The organism is Nostoc sp. DedQUE07, from assembly GCF_034530975.2.
Taxonomy (GTDB): Bacteria; Cyanobacteriota; Cyanobacteriia; order Cyanobacteriales; family Nostocaceae; genus Nostoc.
This window is the reverse complement of record NZ_JAVRCC020000065.1, coordinates 1-24,327: the sequence shown is the minus strand read 5'-3', so window position 1 is coordinate 24,327 and position 24,327 is coordinate 1. Positions and strand designations below refer to the sequence as shown.

Here is a 24,327-nt window from a genome sequence, read left to right as displayed (position 1 = left end):
TTTATGCTCTGCCTACACGATGAATTACAAAAATCTTTCTACTTTCCATCTGGTTAAACTCTATGACCGAAAACGACTCATGATACAGAGCAACTAAATTTATTTATAGGGATCATTAATTTTGAATTTTGAATTTTGAATTCGGAGCGAAGCAACGTGACAACTATATCCGTTATTATTCCCGCTTACAATGCTGAACGCACTATTTTAGAAACAATAAAATCCGTTTTTCAACAAACCTTTTCTGATTTTGAGTTAATTATTATTAATGATGGCTCAACCGACCGGACTTTAGAACTATTGAAGACTGTTGAAGATTCTCGTCTCAAGATTTTTTCATACAGCAATGCTGGTCTATCAGTAGCTCGTAATCGTGGTATTTTTCATGCCACGGGAGAGTTTATGGCATTTCTCGATGCCGATGACTTATGGACACCTGATAAATTAGAGCTACAACTAGCAGCATTGCAAAAACATCCAGAGGCAGGACTTGCTTATAGCTGGACTCTGAACATGAGTGAAACAGCAGAGATTTTTCACCCTGGTCATAATGTAGTCTACGAAGGTAATGTATATGACAAATTATTACTTAGTAACTTTATTTCCAATGGTTCTAATCCTTTAATTCGTAAACAAGCAATTGAATCTGCTGGAGAATTCGACCCAACTCTTTTTTCCGTGGAAGATTGGGATTATTGGTTTCGTGTAGCACAGCACTGGGATTTTGCAGTAGTTCCCAAACCTCAAATTTTCTATCGTCACTCTTCAAAATCTATGTCAACAAAAGTTGAGAAGATGGAGAAATATTTGCTTATTGTCTTGGAAAGAGGCTTTCAAGCAGCACCGCCAGAGTTACAAAATCTTAAAAATCAAAGCCTAGCAAATATCTATCAATATTTAACGGGTATGGAACTAGCTCATGTGACTAATAGAGAACAGCTCAACCAAGCTGGTCGTAAATTGTGGAAGACGGTTTCTTTATATCCTCAGATTTTGCGAGAAAGAGTAACTCAGCGTTATTTAATGAAATGGCTAGTAATGCAAGTCCTTTCTCCTCAAATTGCTAAGTACTTGACTCGACCTTTTTCTTTGGCTAGGTCTGTTGCGGTTCCAAGGCTGCAATAGAGGCTGTTATTAGAAAGCAACCTTTTGATACTAATTAGCTAGTATAATTTAGCAACTTATTGAAATCATATGCCAACTATATCTGTCATTATTCCCGCTTATAATTCTGAGCGCACAATTGTCGATACAATTGTCTCGGTACAACAACAAACTTTTTCTGATTTTGAGATAATTGTTATCAATGATGGTTCAACAGACGGAACTCTTAAGCTACTGGATGAGTTGAAAGATAGTCGTATAAAAGTCTTTTCCTATGAGAATGGGGGTTTATCAGTAGCTCGTAATCGTGGTATCTCTCATGCTAAGGGAGATTTTATAGCCTTTCTTGATGCTGACGATTTATGGACAGCCGACAAGCTAGAACTTCAGTTAGAAGCTTTGCAAAAAAATCCAGAAGCAGGTGTTGCTTATAGCTGGACTTATTTTATGGATGAACAAACTGGAAATTGCCATCTGGATCGGCCGATCTTTTTCCAAGGTAAGGTTTTGGCGAATTTATTAACCTGGAACTTTATTGCTAGTGGTTCAAATCCCTTAATCCGTAAGCAAGCGATTGAATCTGTAGGAGAGTTTGAACCTTCAGTATCAGGAGCAGCAGACTGGGATTATTGGCTACGTTTAGCTGCAAAATGGTCGTTTGTTGTAGTTAGCAAACCGCAGATTTTTTATCGTCAATCTTCAAATTCAATGTCATCTAAAGTTGAATTTATGGAAGACTGTCAGTTCCAAGTATTGGAGCGAGCTTTTCAATCAGGATCGCCAGAAATTCAAATACTGAAAAATTATAGTTTAGCTTATGTTTACCGATATTCTTGTAAGCTATGCTTAACAAGAATTACAGGTGATGAAGGAGTTGAAAAAGCAAGTCAAAAATTGGGGAAGGCAATTCAGCTATATCCAAAAATTCTCCTGGAAAAGGAAACTCAAAAGCTAATTATTAAATTGTTGTTGAAAAAAATACTTGTAGAAAATATTTCTGCATACTTGCTCCAGATTATTAGTAAAATTCGCGTTGCTCACGTTCAAAAGTTGAATATTCATGAAAAAAGAATCGGTTGAGGTAAGTTGTAGTACTTGCCACTTGGTAACTCAATGGGATAGTTACTCAGTCTTATTCTGGATAATGGTGGAGCGATCGCTTGCTAAAAATTTCAATCAGACTATCCACACGTAGAAAAAATGTATTATTAACTACAGCAATTGCTTGATAACGCATACTAGAAGGAAATATCTTACATTATCCGGTGAAAAGTTAGGAAGTGGGATTCGTCCTATAACTAGACGGATAGCCAAGTGGATAAATATCTCACTTTTTTAGATGCTATCACTAGAAGGTGCGATCGTATCCATCAGATAGTATTCCCATTGCCATATCAAAGATTACTGTACTACTAGTAAAACCTGAGAGCAAACTGAAACTAAAGTCAGTCTGGAAAATGAAAAAAGTTTCTGTAATTATTCCGGTTTATGGAGTCGAAAAATATATAGCTGCTACTGTACAATCTGTTCTTGAGCAAACCTATACAAATTTCGAGCTTCTAATTATCGATGATGCTTCTTTGGACAGGAGTATAAATATTTGTCAGCAATTTACTGACCCCAGAATTAAAATTATTCGCCAGGCAAATCGAGGGGTATCTGGAGCTAGGAATACTGGTATTCGCCATGCTCAAGGAGAATATTTAGCTTTTTTGGATGGAGATGATCTTTGGTTGCCAGAAAAGTTAGAAAAACAAATTGCTCACTTAGAAAATTCACCAGCAGTCGGTGTTAGCTTCAGTCGTTCTGCTTTTATTGATGAAGCTGGACAAGCTTTAGGTACGTATCAGATGCCCAAGCTTAAAGAAATCACGCCATCCTATTTGCTCAGTTGCAATCCGGTTGGTAATGGCTCGGCTGCGGTAATGCGCAGAGAAGTTTTGGAAGCGATTAAATTTCAAGATAATCTTTACGGTACTAATGAAGATTGTTATTTTGATGAACGCTTACTCCAATCAGAAGATAACGAATTTTGGATTCGTATTTCCATTAAAAGCAATTGGCAAATAGAGGGCATTCCAGAACCCTTGACCTTGTATCGGGTTAATTCAAAAGGGCTTTCAGCAAATATGCTCAAGCAGTTAGATTTTTGGGAAAAGCTAATTGAAAAGACACGCTCCTACGCTCCAGAAATATTTACTCAAGAGGAAACACTAGCTAGAGCTTACCAGTTGCAGTATTTAGCTCGTAATGCCGTGAGACTACGAGAAGGTTTAATGGCTGTAAAATTAATTAATCGGGCGTTAATAGCTGATTGGCATATTCTTCTTGAAAATCCCAAAAGTACACTTTTGACACTGGTAGCAGCCTATTTACTTTTACTCTTACCTCAAAATGTTTACAATAAATTTGAAGCTCTGGTTTCAAATAATATAGTAGGGGCTAACCAAAAACGTCGTATTCTTCAAGAAAATATCTAGAAATAATTAATAACTTTTCTATAAATAATTAAGAAGTTTCTATGCTAAAGCATAATTAGATTTCTTAATAATGCATAGTAAATTTAATTAGAGATTAATTAAATTAAATCAATGGGAATAGTCAACAATGAAGAAAGTTTCTATCATTATTCCGGTTTACAAAGCAGAAAAATATATAGCTGCTACACTGCAATCGGCTCTTGAACAAACTTACGAGAACTTCGAGATTTTAATTATTGATGATGGTACTCCTGATAAAAGTATAGAAATTTGTCAGCAATTTACAGACCCTAGAATTAAAATTATTCGTCAAAAAAATCGGGGTCTACCTGGGGCAAGAAACACTGGGATTCGCCATGCACAGGGAGAATATTTAACTCTTTTAGATGCTGATGACTTATGGTTGCCAGAAAAATTAGAAAAACACGTTAAGCATTTAGATAATTCGCCTAATGTCGGGGTAAGCTTTAGCCGCTCTGCTTTTATTGATGATAATGGCAACCCTTTAGGTATTTATCAAATGCCTCAGATGGAAGGAATAACTCCAGCAATTGTCTTTTGCCGCAATCCAATTAGCAATGGTTCGGTAGCAGTAATTAAAAGAGAAGTTTTTGAAGCTATTGAATTCCAAGACAATCTTTACGGTACAGTTGAAAATTTTTATTTCGATGAGCGATCGCGCCATCCTAATGGTGACACAACAGATGTTGAATGTTGGTTTCGGATGTCTGTTAAGAGCGATCTGGAAATAGAGGGTATTCCTGAAGCTTTGACCTTATATAGGGTAAATTCAGGGGGACTATCAGCAAACGTTCTCAAGCAGTTAGATGCTTGGGAATTAATGGTTAGTAGGGCACGCTTATATGCTCCAGAAATAGTTAATCAATGGGAAACACTAGCTAGAGCCTATATGTTGCGTTACTTAGCCCGCAGAGCAGTCAGCCTGCAAGATGGTGCAATGGCTGTGAAGTTGGTGAATCAAGCATTAGCAACCAACTGGCATATTCTCTCTAAAGAACCACGCCGTACACTTTTAACCCTAGGAGCTGCCTATTTCCTTCGTCTTTTGCCCCAGTTCCTTTACAGTCGAATTGAGACTGTTGCTTTAAAGACTACAGGATATACTCAAAGACAGCGCATTTCACAAGGCTTAGGGGGGAGCAACGCGATTTCGTGACCTCGGCCAAAGGACGTGCATAAATGAGCTTTAACGCGGCTTTTGGATCGAATCACTCATTTGAGTCCCTGTATAATTGGGAACCCAACCTTCTGCGATCGCAAAATAGCGTATCCCTTTGAAATTCAACGATGCAGTTGGGCTGCACCAATGCTCAACTCCAGCCGGGATGTAGAGATAGTCTTGTGCCTGAACTAAAAGCTGTACCTGGCTGCCATCAGGTTGCACGAAGCCATAAATCATTTCTCCTGACAACACATACAGGGGTTCAGGCGCAGGATGAGTATGATAACGACCGTAGGTTGCGATCAGGTGGTGAAGATTGAACGAACCTGGATGCACATTTAGTAAGTCACACCAGAGAGCGCCATTTTCTTGCTGAAGAAATTCAAAGACGCTGTTATGGAGTTCTACGCAATAACGTTTCTCGGTCTCAGTTAAAACGTCCTGGTCTCGCAGATTAGGGAAGAGTAGCGATGTTCCTGGGTCGTAGTGTTTGAGTTGAATGCCAAGAGGCGCAAGTTCGCAAGCTATTTCGTCTAAATCGCTCTCAATCGTACCGTCGTCAAGTAGTAGGTTAGCCATGACAAAAAGACTAATTAACTGTTAAGAAGAGTATACTCAATTTTGAGATGAAAAGCCACTATTCCCGACTGAGAAACCGGGGAATAAGGCATGGTGAATAGGGAATAGGGAATAGGGCATGGGGCATGGGGCATGGGGCATGGGCAAAAGGGAATGTATACAAAAACTAAGATAAGGCTTCCTTAGATCAGAATTTTAGAGGGACAACAAAAATAACCAATGCCCAATGCCCAATACCCAATGCCCGATGCCCAATGCCCATTAAAAGAATAAATTTATCGCCAGAATGATGCTTATTGGTACCACTAGCATCTAAGCTAGTACGGGTGAACTATATCCAGCATGGAATGTCTGACTTAATTCTGTTTTGGCATCGGCGCGATTTACGCATTTCTGACAATACGGGACTGGCTGCGGCAAAACGGCAAAGTCCGAAGGTGGTGGGCGTGTTTTGCCTCGATCCGAATCTTCTGGAACGGGATGATGTTGCTCCTGTGAGAGTAACTTATATGATTGGTTGTTTGCAGAAACTCCAAGAGCGATATGCTCAAGTTGGTAGCCAGTTGTTAATCCTCCACGCCGATCCTGTACAAGCGATACCAACTTTAGCCGAAGCAATAAATGCTAAAGCTGTTTTTTGGAATTGGGATGTAGAACCTTATTCACAAAAACGCGATCGCACCATTATAAATGCCCTCAAAGAAAAAGGTATTGAGTTTCTTAACCAAAACTGGGATCAAATCCTCAACTCTCCAGAGGAGTTACGCACAGGTAGTAACAATCCTTACACGGTTTACACACCCTTCTGGAAAAATTGGATTGCCAAACCAAAGAGTCAACCAGTAGAAACACTGCAAAATGTTGAGGGATTAACGGAAGCCGAACAGGAAATTGCCAAAGTTGCAGGAGCGATCGCACTACCTTCAGCAAAAGATTTAGGATTTATTTGGGATGAACAATTAATTATTTCACCAGGAGAAGCGGCGGCACAAGAACGATTAGAAGAATTTACTAATAAAGCGATTACTCAATATCAAGAACAGCGCAATTTTCCCGCAGTTGACGGAACATCACAACTGAGTGCAGCTTTAAAATTTGGCGTAATTGGCATTCGCACCGTTTGGCAAGCCACGATAGAAGCGCAAGAAAATAGTCGCAGTGAGGAAACAGCAGTTAATATCCGCACATGGCAACAAGAATTAGCTTGGCGGGAATTTTATCAACATGCAATGTATAACTTCCCCGAATTAGCTGATGGTGCTTTCCGCGACACTTTTAAAAACTTTCCTTGGCAAACTAACGAAGAACACTTCCAAGCTTGGTGTGAGGGGAGAACTGGCTATCCCATTGTGGATGCAGCAATGCGCCAGATGAATGAAAGCGGCTGGATGCATAACCGCTGTCGGATGATTGTCGCTAGTTTTCTCACTAAAGATTTGCTAATTAATCCCCAATTGGGAGAAAAATATTTTATGCAGCACCTAATTGATGGTGATTTATCTGCTAATAATGGCGGTTGGCAATGGAGTGCTTCTAGCGGCATGGACCCTAAACCTGTGCGGATTTTCAACCCAGCCAGTCAAACACAAAAATTTGATCCAGAGGGGGAATATATTCGGCAATGGGTATCAGAATTGCGGTCTGTAGATACAGAATATTTAGTTACTGGTAAAATTCCATCTTTAGAACGTCATGCTGTTGGCTATCCTGACCCAATTGTGGATCATAAAATACAGCAACAGCAGTTTAAACAGCGTTATCAACAACAAAAAAATATTAGTAGTGGTGAGTAAAATTGTGAATTTTTTAATGTTAGTTTAGAGTTTATATTGTATCATAGGCGTTGCTGAATTAAGATATTAAAATGATTTTGCGTGATTTCAAAACCCTTGTAGAGACCTTGCATTGCAACGTCTCTACACCAAAATTCATACATCTAATCAGCAACGCCGTATCATAATAAGAATTTTGCTATAGGGCGATCGCATCTAAATAAGTAGTCAGACAGAATTAATTACACAATATCATCGCGAGCGATCGCAATGACTGTAAATATTTTTGTCCGACTACTTATTGACGAGAAACGTAGCAGTGCTACATCTCTCTTACGCATTGACAAATGAGATAATAAATGCAGTAGTAAAACAACTGGAATCAAACAGATAAGGAACACCAATTTATGACCTCAACCACAACTTACACTTACGATGTCGATGGCAAAGTGATATCTGAGAGGACAGACAACAACAGTGATGGGATAATAGACTCAGTTATTACCTACCGCTATGACCTGACATCCTTTAGCTATGACAAAAACGGCGACGGCATACCTGATTATGTCCAAACTTCTACTTATGATGCCAAGGGCAACCGGACATCCACCAGCGATGACTTGAACGGCGATGGCAAAGTTGATGATGTCCAAACCTCTACTTATGATGCCAAGGGCAACCAAACATCCACCAGCTATGACAAAAACGCCGACGGCAAACTTGATTCTCTCCAAACCTCTACTTATGATGCCAAGGGCAACCAAACATCCACCAGCTATGACTACAACGGCGACGGCAAAGTTGATAGAGTCGAAACCTCTACTTATGATGCCAAGGGTAACCGGACATCCACCAGCTATGACGACAAAGGCGACGGCAAAGTTGATAGAGTCGAAACCTTTACTTATGATGCCAACGGCAAGTTGACATCCTTTAGCTATGACAAAAACGGCGACGGCAAAGTTGATTCTCTCCAAACCTCTACTTATGATGCCAAAGGCAACCAAACATCCTTTAGCTATGACGACAACGGCGACGGCAAAGTTGATTCTCTCCAAACCTCTACTTATGACGCCAAGGGCAACCGGACATCCTTTAGCATTGACAACAACAACGACGGCAAAGTTGATAGAGTCGAAACCTCTACTTATGATGCCAAGGGCAACCGGACATCCTTTAGCATTGACAACGACAACGACGGCAAAGTTGATTATGTCGAAACCTCTACTTATGATGCCAAGGGCAACCAAACATCCTTTAGCACTGACGACAACGGCGACGGCAAACTTGATTATGTCGAAACCTTTACTTATGATGCCAAGGGCAACCGGACATCCTTTAGCATTGACAACAACAACGACGGCAAAGTTGATTATGTCCAAACCTCTACTTATGATGCCAAAGGCAACCGGACATCCACGAGCAATGACAACAACAACGACGGCAAAGTTGATAGAGTCGAAACCTCTACTTATGATGCCAAGGGCAACCGGACATCCACCAGCTATGACTTGAACGGCGACGGCAAAGTTGATTCTGTCGAAACCTCTACTTATGGACGCGCATCCGCTAGCTATGACTTCAACAATGATGATGTAATTGATGCAGTTGGCATCTACAGCTACGATTTGAACGACAACCTGAAATCACAAAAAATTGACAATAATGATGATGGCATCTTTGATCAAGTCATCGCTTATAGTTACGACGCTAACGGCAAACTCGCTGCACAGGTAGCTGACAACAACAGTGATGGCATCCCTGATCAGATTACCACTTTCAACTACGATCGCAATGGCAAACTAATTTCCGCAGATATTGACAACAATAGGGATGGCATTACTGATGCAGTTGCCATTTATCTGTATAATACCAATGGTCAATTAACCAGCAAAACCACCACAGAGGGAAATGTGCCAAAGATTACTTTAGAAGGTGGTAACGGTGCAGATGAACTCAGTGGTGGGGCTGGTAATGATCAAATTTCCGGCAAAAACGGCAACGATAAACTCTTTGGATTAGCCGGAAATGACAAACTAGTTGGTGGTAATGGTAATGACATCCTCAATGGTGGCGCTGGGCGGGATACCCTCACAGGCGGTTGTAGCGCTGATAAATTTGTGTTCAGTAGTCTGAGTGATTCGCTGCTGTCTAGTTTTGATAAAATAACTGACTTGAACATTTCTCAAGATAAAATTGATGGGCTGTATGCAGTTAGCGCTGCTAATTTAGTTCAACTTGGCAAAGTAGCGAGTCTAAATCTTTTTGATGTACAACAGATATTGACTGCAACTGCTTTTGTAGCTAAAGGTGCAGCAACTTTTACCCTTGGTACAGGCAATAAGGGGCAGACTTTTCTGGCACTCAACGATAACACTAATGGATTCTCTGCCCTCACGGATGCTGTGATTGAGATTAGTGGCTACAAAGGCAGCTTGAATAATTTAGCAGTTGTCTAACTTCATGCTGCTGACCAAAACTAGAGTTCGTTGGTGCAGAACACAAGTCCGTAGCGATATATTACTTACGTCTTGACTGGTAAACGAGAAATTGTCCATAAGATGAGTAGGAAGATTAAGTAAATTGCACCAACTAATCCAAACTCAATCAGAGGAATGTAGGTTACTTCGTAAATTCTGCCCAAGCCGCGTTCAGTCAGTGCATAAACGGCCAGGACACTCACTAAAAAGGCTCCGTAGATAGTACGTTTAGCCCAGATACCCACAGGTAAACCGTGAAGCTGAGTAAGCACGAGAATACCAAAAAAACCAAAGAGAAATGTGGGCCACTTGCTTTGTCCTAGTATTAATGACACGATTACACTATGTAAAAGCACTGAAACCTCCAAAGTAAATGTCCACCAACGGTTTACATGGGTGCGGTTAAAAATCAAGGAAGATTGGAGCAGAAGCAAGAACATATAGAGAAAACCAATTAAGTGCCCCAAAGTCGCTTCCATTGGGTGATACCAAAAGGTGTAGATAGCGGCAAAGGAGAAAAAATAGCCGTGGTACAGTTTGATAATTTGCAAAAACTGTTGATGGAAGGGAACAGAATTGCCAAAAAATAAACCGCGTCGAGGTGTTTCTAAAATCAGTACGAAGACTAGTAAAAGTACAACTGCACCTTGAGAAGCCCAAATTGAAGTATCTTGAGCTAGAGCATCGTACCAAATATATGTTTGGAGAAAGTGTAAAGCGATAAATCCACCATTGATGGCAAGCATGAGGTAATTTATCGGATGCAACGCTGATTTGTATTTCAACTGCGATCGCTGCGCCCACAAGATACACGCCCAGATGCTAAACTGATGCCCAATGTACATACCCCAAGCCGTTGCTCGACTCCAAAAGGTTGGTTGGGGAAGTTTCCAGTAGTACCAGTTTAATCCTTGGTCAGGAAGTTTGATAATGCTTGCAGGAATGCTCCCACCGATCCAAATTCCGTAGGTGAGGAGGATGCTTACAAAGATACCTAAAAATAATACTCGGCGACCAGTCATAGTAATTTTAGATTTTAGATTTTAGATTTTAGATTTTAGATTAAAAATTTTTAATACAACGTGAGTTCGACAAGCCCTTTTTTGACCTCTCCCCCAACCCCTCTCCGACACGGAGAGGGGAGCCAAAACCCTAATTTCTCGTTGCTCCTCCCTTTCCCCGTGGGAGAGGGAGGCTGGGAGGGAGAGGTTCATCGAACTCACGTTAATACAAGGCTGTTTCAAAAAATTGTTAAACTTTGAAATCAAGATTGTCAGGCGATACGTTCTGTTTTTGATTCAGATGCACTTTTTGTTACTCGAAAACTAAGAGTTAAAGCTACTAGCATTACTAAAAATCCACTCAAAAAAGGAGCAGAACTTCCAAATTTCATAAAACTCGCCCCTGCCCATGTTGGCCCAGCGATGCGTGCCAATGCAGAGCAAGAACTGGCAATTCCTAATATTTGTCCTTGTTCTTCTGGGGCTGTCATCTGGGAAATCAAGCTGTTCAATATTGGTTGACTAACACTAATTCCCCATGCCACAAGTGTGGCGGCGACTAATAATAAAATTAAGCTTTGCGAGAATCCAATTAACAGTAATCCTAAACCTAATCCTAATATCCCCAAGATAAGTAACTTTATTTCACCTAATTGTTTCTTGATAAATCCGATTAGTCCTCCTTGAATGATTGTGCTGACAATCCCCATGAAGGCAAAAAGATAACTAGCTTGTTGAGGCCCCCAATTTAATTGCTGCTTAGACCATAAAGCCAATGTAGAGTCCATAGCTGCAACAGCAAAGGTAACTAAAAAGTAGATGCCAACAAGTACACAAAACTGCGATCGCTGTGACAACTGTAACAAGTTTAGGGATTGCTGACGGTGGCGATGAAGTTGGATTTTGGCTTTAGTCTCAGAATTTAGAGATTCTGGAAGTAATATTAAAGCACAAACAAATGCCAATAAAGATAATCCGGCTGCAAACAATGACGGTAGATGAAAGTTAGCGTTGTTCGGATCTGACCCGATTAGAAGACCTCCAATCGCTGGGCCGAGAATGAAGCCAAGACCAAAAGCTGCGCCGATTACACCCATGCCACGAGCTCGATTAGTTGGCGTGGTAATATCTGCTATGTACGCCTGAGCAGTGGCAATATTCCCTGACATAATCCCGGCTAGACTACGAGCAATAAACAAAATCCATAAGGAGTTGGCAAAACCTAAACCTGCGTATGCAATTACCGAACCGAATAAAGTCAGTAATAAAATCGGACGGCGACCGTAGCGATCGCTAAATCTGCCCCATAATGGTGCAAATAAGAACTGCATTAAAGAATAAATAGCTACAAGTAAAGTCGCTTCATTAGGTTTTGCACCAAATTGTTCGGCATACAAAGGCAGTATCGGCAGAATAATTCCGAAGCCGAGCAAGTCTATAAATACAGTCAAAAATAAGACGAATATAGCCCTGCGATTATTTTTACTCTCCATCTGGGCAATGCCATTTTATAAAAAAGATGTGTAACTTGAATTAGCTTTCTGCACAGCAGGGAATGCTCGATCGTAAAGACCTATTGAATACAACCAGTAATCAGTACAAGCAAAGTGTATGAATTTCAGTGTGATTGAGCAAAATAGCATGGAACAAACCCATAATAAAAATCAAGCCAATAATACTACTAATTAAAGCAACAATAATTTCGTGCTTCCGTATGGCTTTTTGTATCTTAGCGTCTATGATATTTTCTAATTCTTTGTATAACATTGAGTTGAACTTGGTTAAAGACAATAATTATCTGAAACTTACGTTACTTACATAAGTTAGAGTATGTCCGAAATCTCTAACTTATGTCTAACTTATTAAATGAAAACTATTTCAATGCAGTGCGAGTGTCAAGAACTTTTACGTCGTTTCAAAACACCACCTGAAATACCAAAAGCTAATATCGCTAAGGTATAAGTTGGTTCGGGAGTTGCAAGAATACTTACCTGATTAATAGCCAAGCCGTATTGTGGAGCAGAACTGCTAAAAACAAGCCGTGAGATGTTTGGAGTATCACTACGAATCCCCAAGAATACTGCCGAATTATCTAATGCTAAAGACGAAATATTTGGAACTGAGAAAGTACCCAATAGGTTATTAGCTTTATCAAAAGCGGCGATCGAATTTTCAATTTTCAATTTACTAGTGTCTACAGCTATCTGAGTTCCAGCGCCAAAAACTGGCTGGGCAAAACTAATCGAAAAAGGGCCGCCGTTTCCCTGAGTACCAGGATCGGGAGTACCGGGAGGAAGAGGAATAAAACCTGTTGGGTCTATACCTCCGAAGAGAATAAAATCACCTAGAGCGAAGTTACTCCGAATGCCAGGTGGAGGTAAAGTTTGAAAAACAAATGGTGGAGTAATTTGAGGCTTATTAGTTGGAGTTATATTTAGATTCAAGCCTAAACCACGTTGCGATGTTGCTGAAAAAGAGTTAGGTAGAAAAGCCGAAAAATCAGGGGCAGAAGGATTAAAGACTTTACCTAAACTTTCCCAATTAACTTTATCATTGCCTCCTAAACCAGCGCGGTCAGTTACTAAAAATGTAGCGGCTTTAACTGGTAATGGGAGAACCGTTATTATAGCTGCGATCGCTGAAAAATATTTTACAGATAACTTAAATAATTTATTTATCGTAACTTCCACAAAGTTTTCTCCTTAATTTTTTAAGATAATATCATCAAATGCAACAATTAAATATTCACGTTCAGACAATGCTTTGCTCAGATCGAGAGAGTGAAAGCAACTGCTGCGATCGCACCGACTGAGCTTAAATGTTTCATTACCGCCATTACTAACCAACTTGTTATTGTCTTCTCCAGCATCAATCAGGTTATTTCCAGATTAGTAGAGATATTATTATTGCCTCCACGAGTAAAAATATACTCGTCACTACTACCTAGCAAAAAGTTATCGTTAGGGGAGTACCAGCAACGATAGATATAAAATATACCTTTATAGTTTTGTAGATCAAATGTATTCGATCGTCGTAATAGTCCCATATTACAACGATCGCAATTATAAATTTCTGATGAAATATACTTAAAAATAGTTAATCCGATTTTATATCTCTGGCGAGAGAAAAAAATACGATTACCTATTTCTTAAAATTATATGTCAGTACCTTATGGTAATTTATAGCTACCAACACGTAGATTTAACTGACCTTGGCGCGGGTTATGGCTGAATATAAATGCGCCTTCTTCGCTTTCCCCACTAGATAAAAAGTCGATTTGTTGCTCTCCTGTTTCTGTAACTTTGCCGTCAATCATTAACTCAGCCATAATCTGAACTGACTCAGCTGTATCTCCTCCACTATTTACAACTTCAAAAGGAACATAAAACTGGCCATTAACTTCTCGAATTGTTTGTTTTTTAGTGACAGAAAGGACGGGAGGTTGATTTTTTTCGTTCAGCCAAGTGTAGCCTACTAGAATCACAATCGTTGCTAGGATGAATGAGGCGATGCTGAATGTTATCCACTCAGCTATTGAGCGCTTTGGTTGTTCTGTTTTAGTCATATTGCTAACCTTCCGGCTGCACCACCAATGGTTGCGGGTAAACCCAGTATCAATGTGTGATCTAACCACATTGTCCAGGGGTCGCTAAAAGTTAATTTTTGAAAGAACCACAGCATAAAAGCGCCTGCTAGCAATGATACTAAGTAGGACATAATAGTTTCGCTCGATGGTCGTTGAAAAATTCCCTTTTGCTCTTTACGTTTTTGCTGGTTAGAAAAACCTGCCTGAAATACAATGCCATAAGAAATCAGCAAAGATGCGGCGATCATTGCCAACTCCCAAGGTGGAGAAGTTGCGGCTGCAAGCATAGGAATTTCATCTGTGGGAGCGATGTTAAATGCAATTATGGTTGCACCAATCAAGGTTCCACCCACATCCACAAAAGTGGCGTGTAACTCATCACCTTTGTTCTTGGTTGTGTTATTTTCGCGATCGCTTCCTTGTCCTTTTCCATTAGTGTTTTCAGTCTCTCCCAAAAACTGATTCGCTAATGCTACACCGAGAGCGAAGGGCACACTTTCAAAGATAATTTTACCTAAAGATTCCTTTAGGGAGGTTTCTGGTGCCAATTCTCGCAATAGTAACAGCACAAAGGTAGAACAAGCTATGCCGATCGCGATCGCTTCGATGGTATCGATTGCGGCTTGATGAGCAAGGCCTGTATATCTGCGTTTCCGAAAGCCTTCTGTATAATTGAGCAAGTAAACCACAATAAACATCAATGCGATCGCCGTCATGATAAATTGTGCTTTCGCCAGCGATCCAATCCACCAAACCTCCATTGTGTACAGCAAGGGTATGCCAAACAAAAAACCTCCACAAGCACCTCGAATGATGTCATTAATCTCATTCTTCCAGATATTTTTTTGACTTTTCGTTGGCACTCCTTTATTTTCCTTTTATTTAAATTTTGTTTTAATTTATAGTTCATTTATTGGCGAAAAAGTTATTTGTTTAATATATATAAATTTTATTTATCAGATTTTCATGTTTTGTAATATCTGCTACAGTACCGATCGGCATCTATCTTAAGATAATATAATTTACCAAAATATTATCTCGGTTGATGGAAGTAAAAAACAATACATAACTGTTAGATTATGTAATAGCTTTAGGGACTTACAAGTAATAAGATAAGCAATATTTTATTACTTGTAGGGTGAGCGTCTTACCCGTTCCGTGAAATGGGCGGGCTTTTCGTCCCACTTTGCAAGTAGTAGTAATTTATCTATGACTTACGCAAGTGTCACAAAAAAATCGGATTTGTAGTTTGTAGTAAGCGGCTCTAGCCCTTATATTGAGGACTAAAGTCCTCTCTTCTGTGCGAGAGGCTACGCCAACGAGACGCTGCGCGTAGCTTGCTTCCCCGGAGGGGTACACTACGAACTGAAAATAATATCCCAGTTGCGTAAATCCTGTTATCTTGCGAGTTCTCTGAATCAACTACAAGCTGGAGATAAAAACCATGAGTGTCGAAAAGAGAATAGAAGCGACTGTAAAAAATATTGAAGGAAAAATTCAAGAGATTGTGGGTGAAGTCACAGGTAATCCACAAGATAAAACTGAAGGACAAGCAAAGCAAGCTGAAGCCCAAATTGGTCACACCGTAGAAAATATTAAAGACGAACTGAAAAAAGTTTTAGAATAATTTCGCTAGTCTAGTACAAATAGCGATTTTAACGATGAGTAACTCCTAAATTTGTAACTTGATTGCTCCACTTTCTATAAGTTAGTGGGGTTTTTTATGGCGTTAAATCTGAAAGTATAGGAATCCATTTTGATTCCTGAAATTATTTGCGTAGGCAGGGAATAGGTAATAGGGAACAGGGAACAGGGAAGAAGGAATAAAAGTAGACCTCTTGCAAAAGTGCTTTTTGCAAGAGAGGGGAAAAGGGTAAAGGTTAAAGGGGAAAGGGAAAATAACAAACCTTTCCCCCTTTCTCCTTCCCCTTTTCCCGACAAATGCCAAGAAGTGTAGTGTACTGAGTTTTTTTCAAAAATCAAATACTCTCAAGTCTGTAGCGACTACTCTCAAGCCTGTAGCGACTACTCTCAAGCCTGTAGCGACTACTCCCAAGTCTGTAGCGACGACTCCCAAGCCTGTAGCGACTACTCTCAAGTCTGTAGCGACTACTCCCAAGTCTGTAGCGACTACTCCCAAGTCTGTAGCGACTACTCTCAAGTCTGTAGCGACTACTCTCAAGTCTGTAGCGACTACTCTCAAGCCTGTATCGACTACTCTCAAGTCTGTAGCGACTACTCTCGTGTTTTCTACCTCTTGCCCTCGTATATGAGTAATTATATACCGGGATATTACTGGTATAAGCAAAAAATTTTGCGATCGCAATTTGCGATTTATGCTGAACCAGAATCGGGTTTAATTAAGGCAAGCTAGTTCTAGAAGTATCTTAAAAGAGAAAATTTATGTCTCGTCAAAAACGTACATCCCGCGTTTTAGAAAAAGCTGAATTAAGAGCATCTGGAATGAAATCGATTATTCCAAGCATTAAATTTGAAGAAGATTATACTTTAGAAAAACTGATTGATTCAATCGAACAGTTACGTAATAAAATTGATGTTCATAATAGCGCTCTGGCTATAGTTGACTCTACTTTAACAGAAGTTGAAGATATGGAAAAAAACTTGAAGCAGTTTTCTGAGAAAATGTTAATGGTGGTTGCTATCAAGTACGGTAAAGACAGCGCTGAATATGAAATGGCGGGTGGTGTTCGTAATAGCGATCGCCTCCGCAAAATGAGAGCGAGCCGCTTAAAAAATATTGCAGAGCAAGCATCAGATAAAAATGAGAAAACTGCATAGAAAATGAGATAATATTATTGTAAGGATTCAGGTAGAAGCTAGTTGACAAAGGAGACAAGAGTGCGAGAGCATCACTGTCATGAGCCAAAAAACTGTAAAAGCCATTGCAGAGGAAGAACTAAACCAATTGTCAAAGGAACAGTTGGTAGAAATCATCAAGGCGTTGCAAGAGGAAGTAGCAAGGCTCAAACAAATTTTAAAAATTGACAGTAAGACTTCATCAAAACCGCCATCAGGAGACATTCACAAAAAGAGCGAAAACAAAAAAGCACTGACCCAAGACCAATCAAATCATCCCAAAAGAAAACCAGGGGGACAGCCAGGACATCAAGGGAAGACTCGTAAAGGTTTTGGCAGAATAGATCGTTTTGAAATTTTACGTCCTACAGATTGTATCTGTTGTGGTCACAAAGCGTTTGCAAGTGTGGCAGTAAAAGTAGAAAAACACGTCGTAGCGCAATTAGTGGAACGTCCCATAGAAATAGTGGAGTATCAACGCCACACCTGCGTGTGTGAGAGTTGTGGCAATGTACAAACTTCCTCTTGGCCAGAAGATATCATCCCAGGACAAGATTTAGGAACCTCTTTACAAGCGTTTTTAGGGTGGGCAAATAATTATGCACATATGCCCTATGAAAAACAGCAAGAAATGCTTTGGGAACTAGGGCAAATTGAAATTGGTCTAGGTACTTTAGTCGCCACTAATGAACGGATTACTTTAGCAATTGAACCCAGCATTATAGAATTAAGTAATTGGGTAAAACAGACCCAACCTAATGTTCATGTAGATGAAACTCCTTGGTCAGTCAAAGGAGTTAAAGAATGGTTGTGGGTAGTTGCCAATTCCGATTTCTGCCTGTTTACTGCGGCTGATACTCGTTCTAGAGCCGAACTAGAAACAATTTTAGGAGCCAAATATACAGGTATACTCAGCAGCGATGATTTTAGCGTTTACAATGGCTATCAAGCTGTAGCCCAGCAGAAATGTTTAGCACATCTACGCCGTCACTTCAAAAAATTAATTCAGCTTCCAGGTCTTCACAACCAAGCTATTGGCAAAGCGTTTGTTGATTTAATTGATGAAGCTTTTAGACATTACGCCCAATGGTTTGAGACTCTTAACTCCACCAATTACAACGATTGGGTCAATCAATTCAAATCCAAGTTACACTCCTCACTCAATCAGTGGATTGACTTAGCAGGGGCTACCGCAGGTCAGCTTTTACGCTCTTTACGCGATAAAGCTCATCAATGGTGGTATTTCCTCGACCATCCTGAAATTCCTCCTGATAATAATCAGGCCGAACGATCGCTGCGTTTGGCTGTCACAAAACGTAAGATTAGTGGTGGTTCTCGCTCGATGGAGCGGTTTCAACACACTGCTAATTTGCTGACAGTGGTGCAGAGTTGTCGCCGTCAAGGTAGGTCTGTTATTGATTTTTTTGCACAGGCTCTAATTGCTGATTCTCGTAACTCTGTGTCCCGCCCTTCTTTACTTCCTCAATATTAGACCTGAATCCTTACATATTATTTTGGATTTTGGATTTGAGATTTTGGATTGAACAATCTAAAATCTCAAAGGTGTTTCTACTTATGCTAAAGCAAGCTTTTTATCACAATTGGGATGTCCACAATTTTCTATTTGTTCGCCAGACATTAGAAATTTCTATGGAAGATATAGAGATGAAAATTTCATACAGAGGTGCAGCGCAGTGTTAGCCTGCTGACTGCAACAAACGAGTAAAACCTTCTTGCTCAAAGTGTTTATCAGTTGTTAATGCCTCCATAATTCCTTGCCTACGCATTAACACAAAGCTTACAGCATCACATAATGAATAGGTTTTATCTTGTCTTGCTAACAATAAATCTATTGCTTCTCGATGTAGCCGCTCATCAACCCATACAATTTGAACGTTTGAATTGTTGATTAGTTCAAGGCTATATGAGAGTACAATTGAACGGGAAAAACCTCGAACCAATGCTAGAGCCACTAATTCTGCTAAAACATAGTTGTGCGTAAGCCGACTTCTGCTTGTAGTAGCAATCAGTTCAACTGCCCTTTCATGTTGTGGCTCATCTTTATGGAGAAAGCAGAGCAATCCTGACGTATCAAGCAGCATTATCTACATTCCAATGTTTAAAAATCATTGGCATAAGCTTTTGCCAAGTCAGCATCAATGCTTTCGTTATCTATACCTGTGGCATAACCCAAGCTAATTGCACCTGCATAACTAAGTAACCGTTGACGTGCTTCTTCTGGCTGAACTTCTGGTTGTAGCTTTGCACCAGTCAGAAGACCATGCTGCCCATCAAGAGATGTCACAATCAATTCTGCTACCGAAAGCCCGATGGCATCAGCTTGCTGCTGCAAAGCTGCATAGACATCATCACTTAATTCCAGTGTTAGCAGTTGGCTCATAAGAATAAACGATTTCAACTAAAGCTAGGGCAATTATAGCTTTTTCCACAAATACTCGGTCACTAAGCTTGTGACTATAGTATATCTAAGCCTTGTAGAGCTAAAAATTTAGTCTTCCTGTTTTCCCAAATATACTTCAATCACACGAGAGTCATTTTGCACTTCTTCAAAATTACCTTCGCACAGCACCGAACCTTCATGTAATACTGTCACTTTCTTAGCAATTTGACGCACAAATTCCATATCATGTTCAATTACTAAAATTGAATGACTCTGCGCTAGTGCTAAAAGTAGTTCGCCAATGTTGTAGGTTTCTTCATCTGTTAAACCAGCAACGGGTTCATCAACAAGTAATAAATCAGGTGACTGTGCTACTAACATCCCAATTTCTAAACGTTGCTTTTCTCCATGAGAAAGTAAAGCTGCTCTGATATCGGCTTTCGGCGTTAAACCAATGGTTTCTAATAATCCTTTAATATTATTCTTTTCAACAGCATGAGAACGTTCAAACAAAGTAGAAAAGACATTTTTCTTCTTGTGACTGGTAATGTCTAAATTTTCACGAGGCGTTAAGTTTAAGTAAATTCGGGGTGTTTGAAACTTGCGTCCAATTCCCAATCGGGCAATTTTATATTCAGGTAAAGAACGCAGGTTTCTTCCTTTGAATAAAACTCGCCCCACGGTTGGCTGAACTTTCCCCGTAATCACATCTAGAAACGTTGTCTTTCCCGCACCATTTGGGCCAATTACGACTCGTAATTCACCCACATCCATACTAAAGTTAAGCTGGTTTAAAGCCTTAAAACCGTCAAAGCTAACAGTTACATTTTCAGTTTCCAATATTTTCGCGTTCATGTTGCACTTCGGGGTCTTCTTCTAAGGTGGGATATGTAGCAATTTCTTGACCACGGTGGAAAAGAGAAATATTCTGACTGCGCAACCATCCCACGATACCGTCAGGAAGGACTGTGACGACTATCAAAAATAGTGCGCCTTGGAAAAACAGCCAGATTTCAGCAAATTGTTCGCTTAAAAAAGTGCGGGCATAATTGACTAACAAAGTTCCGACAATCGCGCCAATTAAAGTAGCGCGTCCGCCTACTGCTACCCAAATCACCATTTCAATCGAAAAGGCAATATCCATTGCTCTGGGTGATACAGAACCACTTTGAATGGTGTAAAATGCTCCTGCTATACCTGCGATCGCACCGGAAACTGCAAACACCAATACCTTAAAATCTGTAGGGTCGTAGCCAGAAAATCTTACCCGACTTTCATCATCACGAATCGCTATCAACAACCTCCCAAAGCGTCCAGTTGTCAACCAGCGACAAATTCCGTAGGTGGCTGCGAGAAACACTACCGTCAGCGTGTAGAAAATAAACTGCGTCTTGGCATCGCTCACCGTTGCGCCAAACAAAGTTGTAAAATCTATCAGTCCGTTCGTGCCGTTGAAAAATTGTTGTTGACCGTTAAAGAAGTTGAAAAATACAATAGTTCCGGCTTGAGTTAAGATGGAAAAATAAACTCCCTTGAGGCGATTTCGGAAAACTAAATATCCCAACAATCCCGCCAACAACCCCGGAATTAATACCACCAAAGCTATTGTCAAAGGAAAAGAATAAAAAGGTTGCCAAAAGGCGGGAAGTTCTGTAACCCCATAAAGCCCCATGAAATCAGGCAATTCTCCAGTAGGGACTTGCAGCTTCAGGTACATTGCGATCGCATATCCACCCAAACCAAAGAAAATACCATGTCCCAAACTTAGTAAACCAGTATAACCCCAAATCAAATCGATACCCAAAGCTGCGATCGCTAACGACAGAAATCGCCCCAACAAATTTAGGCGAAACTCCGACAGCAGCAGTGGCATAACAATTATAAGGAAGAGTGCGATCGCGATCGTCACCCCCACCTCAATTAATAACCCTCCTCCCCTCTTCCTCATTCTCTGCGTCCTCTGCGTCTCTGCGGTTTAAACATCAACAGTACGTCCCTTCTGCGGAAAAATTCCCCCAGGCTTCCACTGTAAAAACACAATAATCAGCGCAAATACCATCACCTTCGCCATACTTGTCGTTGCAAAAAAAGTAAAAAAATCAGTCAAAGGTTTAACAGGAGTCAACAATAAAGCCAAAGTACCAGAACCAATTAAAAAATTAGCCGTACCAATACCCAAAGCAGCCACAATCGTCCCAGCTAAATTGCCCACACCTCCAACGACAACCACCATAAAAGTATCAATAATATAGTTTTGTCCCGTATTTGGCCCCACAGAACCAAGTAAACTAATCGCACATCCCGCCACACCAGCTAAACCAGAACCCAGTGCAAAAGTAATCGCGTCCACCTTTTGAGTTGGGATACCCAAACAAGCACTCATACTCCGGTTTTGCGTCACCGCCCGAATTCTTAAACCCCAGCTAGAACGTTGTAAAAATAAGTAAATTCCTGCCACACAGATTATTGTTAAAGCAATAATAAATAACCTGGCAAAGGGCAATTGCACACCACCTAAAGATATCCCTGCTTGTAACCAAGTCGGTGCTGTTACATCCACATTTTGAGCGCCAAACCAAGGTTGAGTTACTGCTAACTGATAAGTTTGACTCAATAAATTGCCCGTTGTGATTGTCATCCCTAGCGATAATAAAAATATCACCGCCACAATCCAGTTACGAACCCTTCCCAAATCAGTGCGAGAATTTAAAATCCATAAACCTCCAAAAAACAGCAGAGAAAATAAGCCGATACCAATTATCAATACCCAATTCACACTGCGGACAAACTGTTGAAAAATTAAACTTACTCCCCAAGTTGCTAGTAAAGTTTCTAATGGGCGGCCATAGAGATAACGAATCACACCTTTTTCTAAAATTAATCCCACACCTGCCGTGAATATAAATGCAATAATCAAAGCCAAAAATATATAGACTTCAAACCACACCCCACCCAATTGCTTACATACATTTTGCACAACAAATGTTGTATAAGCACCAAACATCATCAATTCACCATGCGCCATATTAATCACGCCCATCAAGCCAAATATAATCGCCAGCCCCAACGCCGCGATTAATAATACCGCGCCAATACTAATACCATTAAATACAGCTTCTAAGAATCCTGCTAACACTTATTTCTCCTTATTTGTCATTGGTCATTTGTCATTCGTCCTTTGTTATTCACCAATGACTAATGACTAATGACTAATGACTAATGACTTAAACTTTCTTGAACTTACCACCCTTAGCAGGGTCACTCCAATCACAAGCAAATCCCTTAGTTTCTTTCACAAATTGATTCCAAGGAACCGGCTCAACTGCTGTCGGAGTAGCATAGACAATATCAAATAAACCATCTTGTCTAACTTCACCAATCCGCACAATTTTGGATATGTGATGATTGGCATCCATTGTCACTTTACCTTCAGGCGCATCTAAAGTTTGACCATAAGCCGCAGTACTTACCTTAGCTATATCTGTAGTACCAGCTTTTTGGACTGCTTGTTTCCACAAATAAACTGCAATATACGCAGCTTCCATTGGGTCATTTGTCACCCGATTTTCACCGTACTCTTTTTTGAAAGCTGCTACAAATTTCTTATTAGCAGGTGTGTCTATTGTTTGAAAATAGTTCCAAGCTGCATAATGACCTTTGAGATACTCTACACCAATTGCTTTCACTTCTTCTTCGGCAATACTTACAGACATAGAGGGATATTTATCTGGTGTCAATCCAGCCCCTTTTAATTGTTTGAAGAAAGCAACATTGCTATCACCATTTAAGGTGTTGTAAATCACGCCCCCATTGGGCAAATTTTGCTTGATTTTAGTGATAATTGGTGTAACTTCTGTATTACCAAGAGGTAAATAATCTTCACCAACTGTTTTTCCGCCTAAAGCTTCCAGTTGAGCTTTAATGATGGTATTAGCTGTCCGGGGAAAAACGTAGTCAGAGCCAACTAAGAAGAATTCTTTGCCCTTATTTTTTAACAGCCAATCAACAGATGGTTCAATTTGTTGATTTGGTGCAGCGCCAGTGTAGAAAATATTTTTAGAACACTCTTGACCTTCGTATTGCACGGGATACCAGAGCATGTGATTTTTGCTCTCGAATACTGGCTTAACGTTCTTGCGGCTAGCAGAAGTCCAACAACCAAAAACTACAGCGACTTTATCTTGATCGATTAGCTTAGTTGCTTTTTCTCTAAAAGTATCCCAGTTAGAAGCGCCATCTTCGGTAATTGCTTCAATTTGTTTACCTAAGACACCACCAGCTGCGTTAATTTCTTTGATTGCTAATTTTTCAGCATCAACAACGCTTTTTTCACTAATAGACATCGTACCACTCAAAGAGTGCAAAATACCTACTTTGATCGTGTCACCAGCAGTAGCCGCAGCTGGGGAAGCAGCAGGAGGTGCGGCTGGACTCTCTGTAGCAGATGGAGAATTATTCGCGCAAGCTTTCAAAAAAAAGCTGCTACCAAAAGTTAAAGAACCGTAGATTATAAACTTGCGTCGGTTAAATTGTCTTCTCATCTTTTTATGAATTTTCCTGTAGATGAATCAGCCAACTTAATAGAAAGCTGACAATATCAAACTTTAAAGTGTGATAATAGTGCGATAGTTTACTAGTAAAAAGTGACGCCTTATACAAAAATCTTTGTTTTTGTAATAAAAAACAAACTTTTTAAGATTAAGCTTTATTAACTTTATAAATATTCTCATATCTATGTAACACGTTATGGAAGAACAAAAGCTTTCTCTTCCACAAACGTCTTTGATTCTAGACAGTTAAAAACTGCTAAGTATCTAGGCATAAATAAATTTCAAGTTTGTAGTAAGGACTTTAGTCCTAATAATCCTTGCTCTGAGCTCGACTTTATCCATTTTTGGCTACGGGTCATCACAAATGTAGGCGA

The 24,327-nt window shown here is 40.0% G+C and carries 22 protein-coding genes; 9 read left to right on the top strand and 13 right to left on the bottom strand.

Annotation, left to right across the window (positions count from 1 at the left end; translation table 11 throughout):
• Positions 1–156 precede the first annotated feature (156 nt).
• The 4 genes from RMZ95_RS30180 (at position 157) to RMZ95_RS30165 (ending at position 4,761) form a co-directional block, all read left to right on the top strand.
• Entirely contained in the window at positions 157–1,125 is a 969-nt protein-coding gene (locus RMZ95_RS30180; RefSeq protein ID WP_322675029.1) for a glycosyltransferase family 2 protein, read from the top strand.
• Positions 1,126–1,194: 69 nt separating this feature from the next.
• On the top strand, positions 1,195–2,184 hold the full coding sequence (locus tag RMZ95_RS30175; protein ID WP_322682867.1) for a glycosyltransferase family 2 protein: 990 nt from the start codon (positions 1,195–1,197) through the stop codon (positions 2,182–2,184).
• A 377-nt stretch (positions 2,185–2,561) separates the two neighbouring features.
• On the top strand, positions 2,562–3,584 hold the full coding sequence (locus tag RMZ95_RS30170) for a glycosyltransferase family 2 protein (protein WP_322675031.1): 1,023 nt from the start codon (positions 2,562–2,564) through the stop codon (positions 3,582–3,584).
• A gap of 127 nt (positions 3,585–3,711) precedes the next feature.
• A complete protein-coding gene (locus tag RMZ95_RS30165) occupies positions 3,712–4,761 on the top strand; it encodes a glycosyltransferase family 2 protein (protein ID WP_322675032.1) in 1,050 nt (349 codons plus the stop codon).
• Positions 4,762–4,791: 30 nt separating this feature from the next.
• Here RMZ95_RS30165 and RMZ95_RS30160 read toward each other — a convergent pair whose 3' ends face one another.
• Positions 4,792–5,346, bottom strand: coding sequence for a cupin domain-containing protein (locus tag RMZ95_RS30160; RefSeq protein ID WP_322682866.1), 555 nt, complete (start codon positions 5,344–5,346; stop codon positions 4,792–4,794).
• Positions 5,347–5,693: 347 nt separating this feature from the next.
• On the opposite strand from RMZ95_RS30160, the gene RMZ95_RS30155 reads away from it, so the two are divergent.
• Complete coding sequence (locus RMZ95_RS30155) at positions 5,694–7,139, top strand: deoxyribodipyrimidine photo-lyase, 8-HDF type (protein WP_322682865.1); 1,446 nt, start codon at positions 5,694–5,696, stop codon at positions 7,137–7,139.
• Positions 7,140–7,525: 386 nt separating this feature from the next.
• On the top strand, positions 7,526–9,577 hold the full coding sequence (locus RMZ95_RS30150) for a bluetail domain-containing putative surface protein (RefSeq protein ID WP_409884144.1): 2,052 nt from the start codon (positions 7,526–7,528) through the stop codon (positions 9,575–9,577).
• Between the two features lie 65 nt (positions 9,578–9,642).
• Here RMZ95_RS30150 and RMZ95_RS30145 read toward each other — a convergent pair whose 3' ends face one another.
• The 5 genes from RMZ95_RS30145 to RMZ95_RS30125 form a co-directional block, all read right to left on the bottom strand.
• Complete coding sequence (locus tag RMZ95_RS30145; protein ID WP_322682863.1) at positions 9,643–10,620, bottom strand: hypothetical protein; 978 nt, start codon at positions 10,618–10,620, stop codon at positions 9,643–9,645.
• A 251-nt stretch (positions 10,621–10,871) separates the two neighbouring features.
• Positions 10,872–12,092, bottom strand: coding sequence for an MFS transporter (locus RMZ95_RS30140; RefSeq protein WP_322682862.1), 1,221 nt, complete (start codon positions 12,090–12,092; stop codon positions 10,872–10,874).
• Between the two features lie 402 nt (positions 12,093–12,494).
• Positions 12,495–13,289, bottom strand: a complete 795-nt coding sequence (locus tag RMZ95_RS30135) for a hypothetical protein (RefSeq protein ID WP_322682861.1) — start codon at positions 13,287–13,289, stop codon at positions 12,495–12,497.
• Positions 13,290–13,768: 479 nt separating this feature from the next.
• Positions 13,769–14,164, bottom strand: coding sequence for a TIGR02588 family protein (locus tag RMZ95_RS30130; protein WP_322682860.1), 396 nt, complete (start codon positions 14,162–14,164; stop codon positions 13,769–13,771).
• A complete protein-coding gene (locus RMZ95_RS30125) occupies positions 14,161–15,048 on the bottom strand; it encodes a TIGR02587 family membrane protein (protein ID WP_322675038.1) in 888 nt (295 codons plus the stop codon). The genes RMZ95_RS30130 and RMZ95_RS30125 overlap by 4 nt, the downstream gene beginning before the upstream one ends.
• Before the next feature lie 581 nt (positions 15,049–15,629).
• On the opposite strand from RMZ95_RS30125, the gene RMZ95_RS30120 reads away from it, so the two are divergent.
• Positions 15,630–15,812 carry a CsbD family protein gene (locus RMZ95_RS30120; protein ID WP_322675039.1) on the top strand — a complete coding sequence of 61 codons (183 nt, stop codon included), beginning with the start codon at positions 15,630–15,632 and terminating at the stop codon, positions 15,810–15,812.
• A 345-nt stretch (positions 15,813–16,157) separates the two neighbouring features.
• Here RMZ95_RS30120 and RMZ95_RS30115 read toward each other — a convergent pair whose 3' ends face one another.
• Positions 16,158–16,493: a hypothetical protein gene (locus RMZ95_RS30115; protein ID WP_322682859.1), complete on the bottom strand. Its 336-nt coding sequence runs from the start codon at positions 16,491–16,493 to the stop codon at positions 16,158–16,160.
• A 95-nt stretch (positions 16,494–16,588) separates the two neighbouring features.
• Here RMZ95_RS30115 and RMZ95_RS30110 point away from each other — a divergent pair, with 95 nt between their 5' ends.
• Together RMZ95_RS30110 and tnpC are read left to right on the top strand one after the other, a co-directional pair.
• On the top strand, positions 16,589–16,984 hold the full coding sequence (locus tag RMZ95_RS30110) for a hypothetical protein (protein ID WP_322682858.1): 396 nt from the start codon (positions 16,589–16,591) through the stop codon (positions 16,982–16,984).
• 79 nt (positions 16,985–17,063) lie between these two features.
• The gene (gene tnpC / locus RMZ95_RS30105) at positions 17,064–18,494 is read left to right on the top strand and encodes an IS66 family transposase (protein ID WP_322682857.1); all 1,431 of its coding nucleotides are present in this window, start codon (positions 17,064–17,066) and stop codon (positions 18,492–18,494) included.
• 205 nt (positions 18,495–18,699) lie between these two features.
• Here the strand turns inward: tnpC and RMZ95_RS30100 are convergent, their stop codons facing one another.
• From RMZ95_RS30100 to urtA, 6 genes are all read right to left on the bottom strand, one after another.
• Positions 18,700–19,104, bottom strand: a complete 405-nt coding sequence (locus RMZ95_RS30100) for a type II toxin-antitoxin system VapC family toxin (protein WP_322682856.1) — start codon at positions 19,102–19,104, stop codon at positions 18,700–18,702.
• 17 nt (positions 19,105–19,121) lie between these two features.
• Complete coding sequence (locus tag RMZ95_RS30095) at positions 19,122–19,403, bottom strand: hypothetical protein (protein ID WP_322675043.1); 282 nt, start codon at positions 19,401–19,403, stop codon at positions 19,122–19,124.
• Positions 19,404–19,511: 108 nt separating this feature from the next.
• Positions 19,512–20,258 (bottom strand): urea ABC transporter ATP-binding protein UrtD, encoded by a 747-nt coding sequence (gene urtD / locus RMZ95_RS30090; protein ID WP_322682855.1) that lies wholly within the window; start codon positions 20,256–20,258, stop codon positions 19,512–19,514.
• Entirely contained in the window at positions 20,233–21,351 is a 1,119-nt protein-coding gene (urtC, locus tag RMZ95_RS30085) for an urea ABC transporter permease subunit UrtC (RefSeq protein ID WP_322682854.1), read from the bottom strand. Before urtC ends, urtD begins: the two co-directional genes overlap by 26 nt.
• Positions 21,352–21,378: 27 nt before the next feature.
• Positions 21,379–22,539 (bottom strand): ABC transporter permease subunit, encoded by a 1,161-nt coding sequence (locus RMZ95_RS30080; RefSeq protein ID WP_322682853.1) that lies wholly within the window; start codon positions 22,537–22,539, stop codon positions 21,379–21,381.
• A gap of 88 nt (positions 22,540–22,627) precedes the next feature.
• Positions 22,628–23,944 carry an urea ABC transporter substrate-binding protein gene (urtA, locus tag RMZ95_RS30075; protein ID WP_322682852.1) on the bottom strand — a complete coding sequence of 439 codons (1,317 nt, stop codon included), beginning with the start codon at positions 23,942–23,944 and terminating at the stop codon, positions 22,628–22,630.
• Between the last annotated feature and the right edge of the window lie 383 nt (positions 23,945–24,327).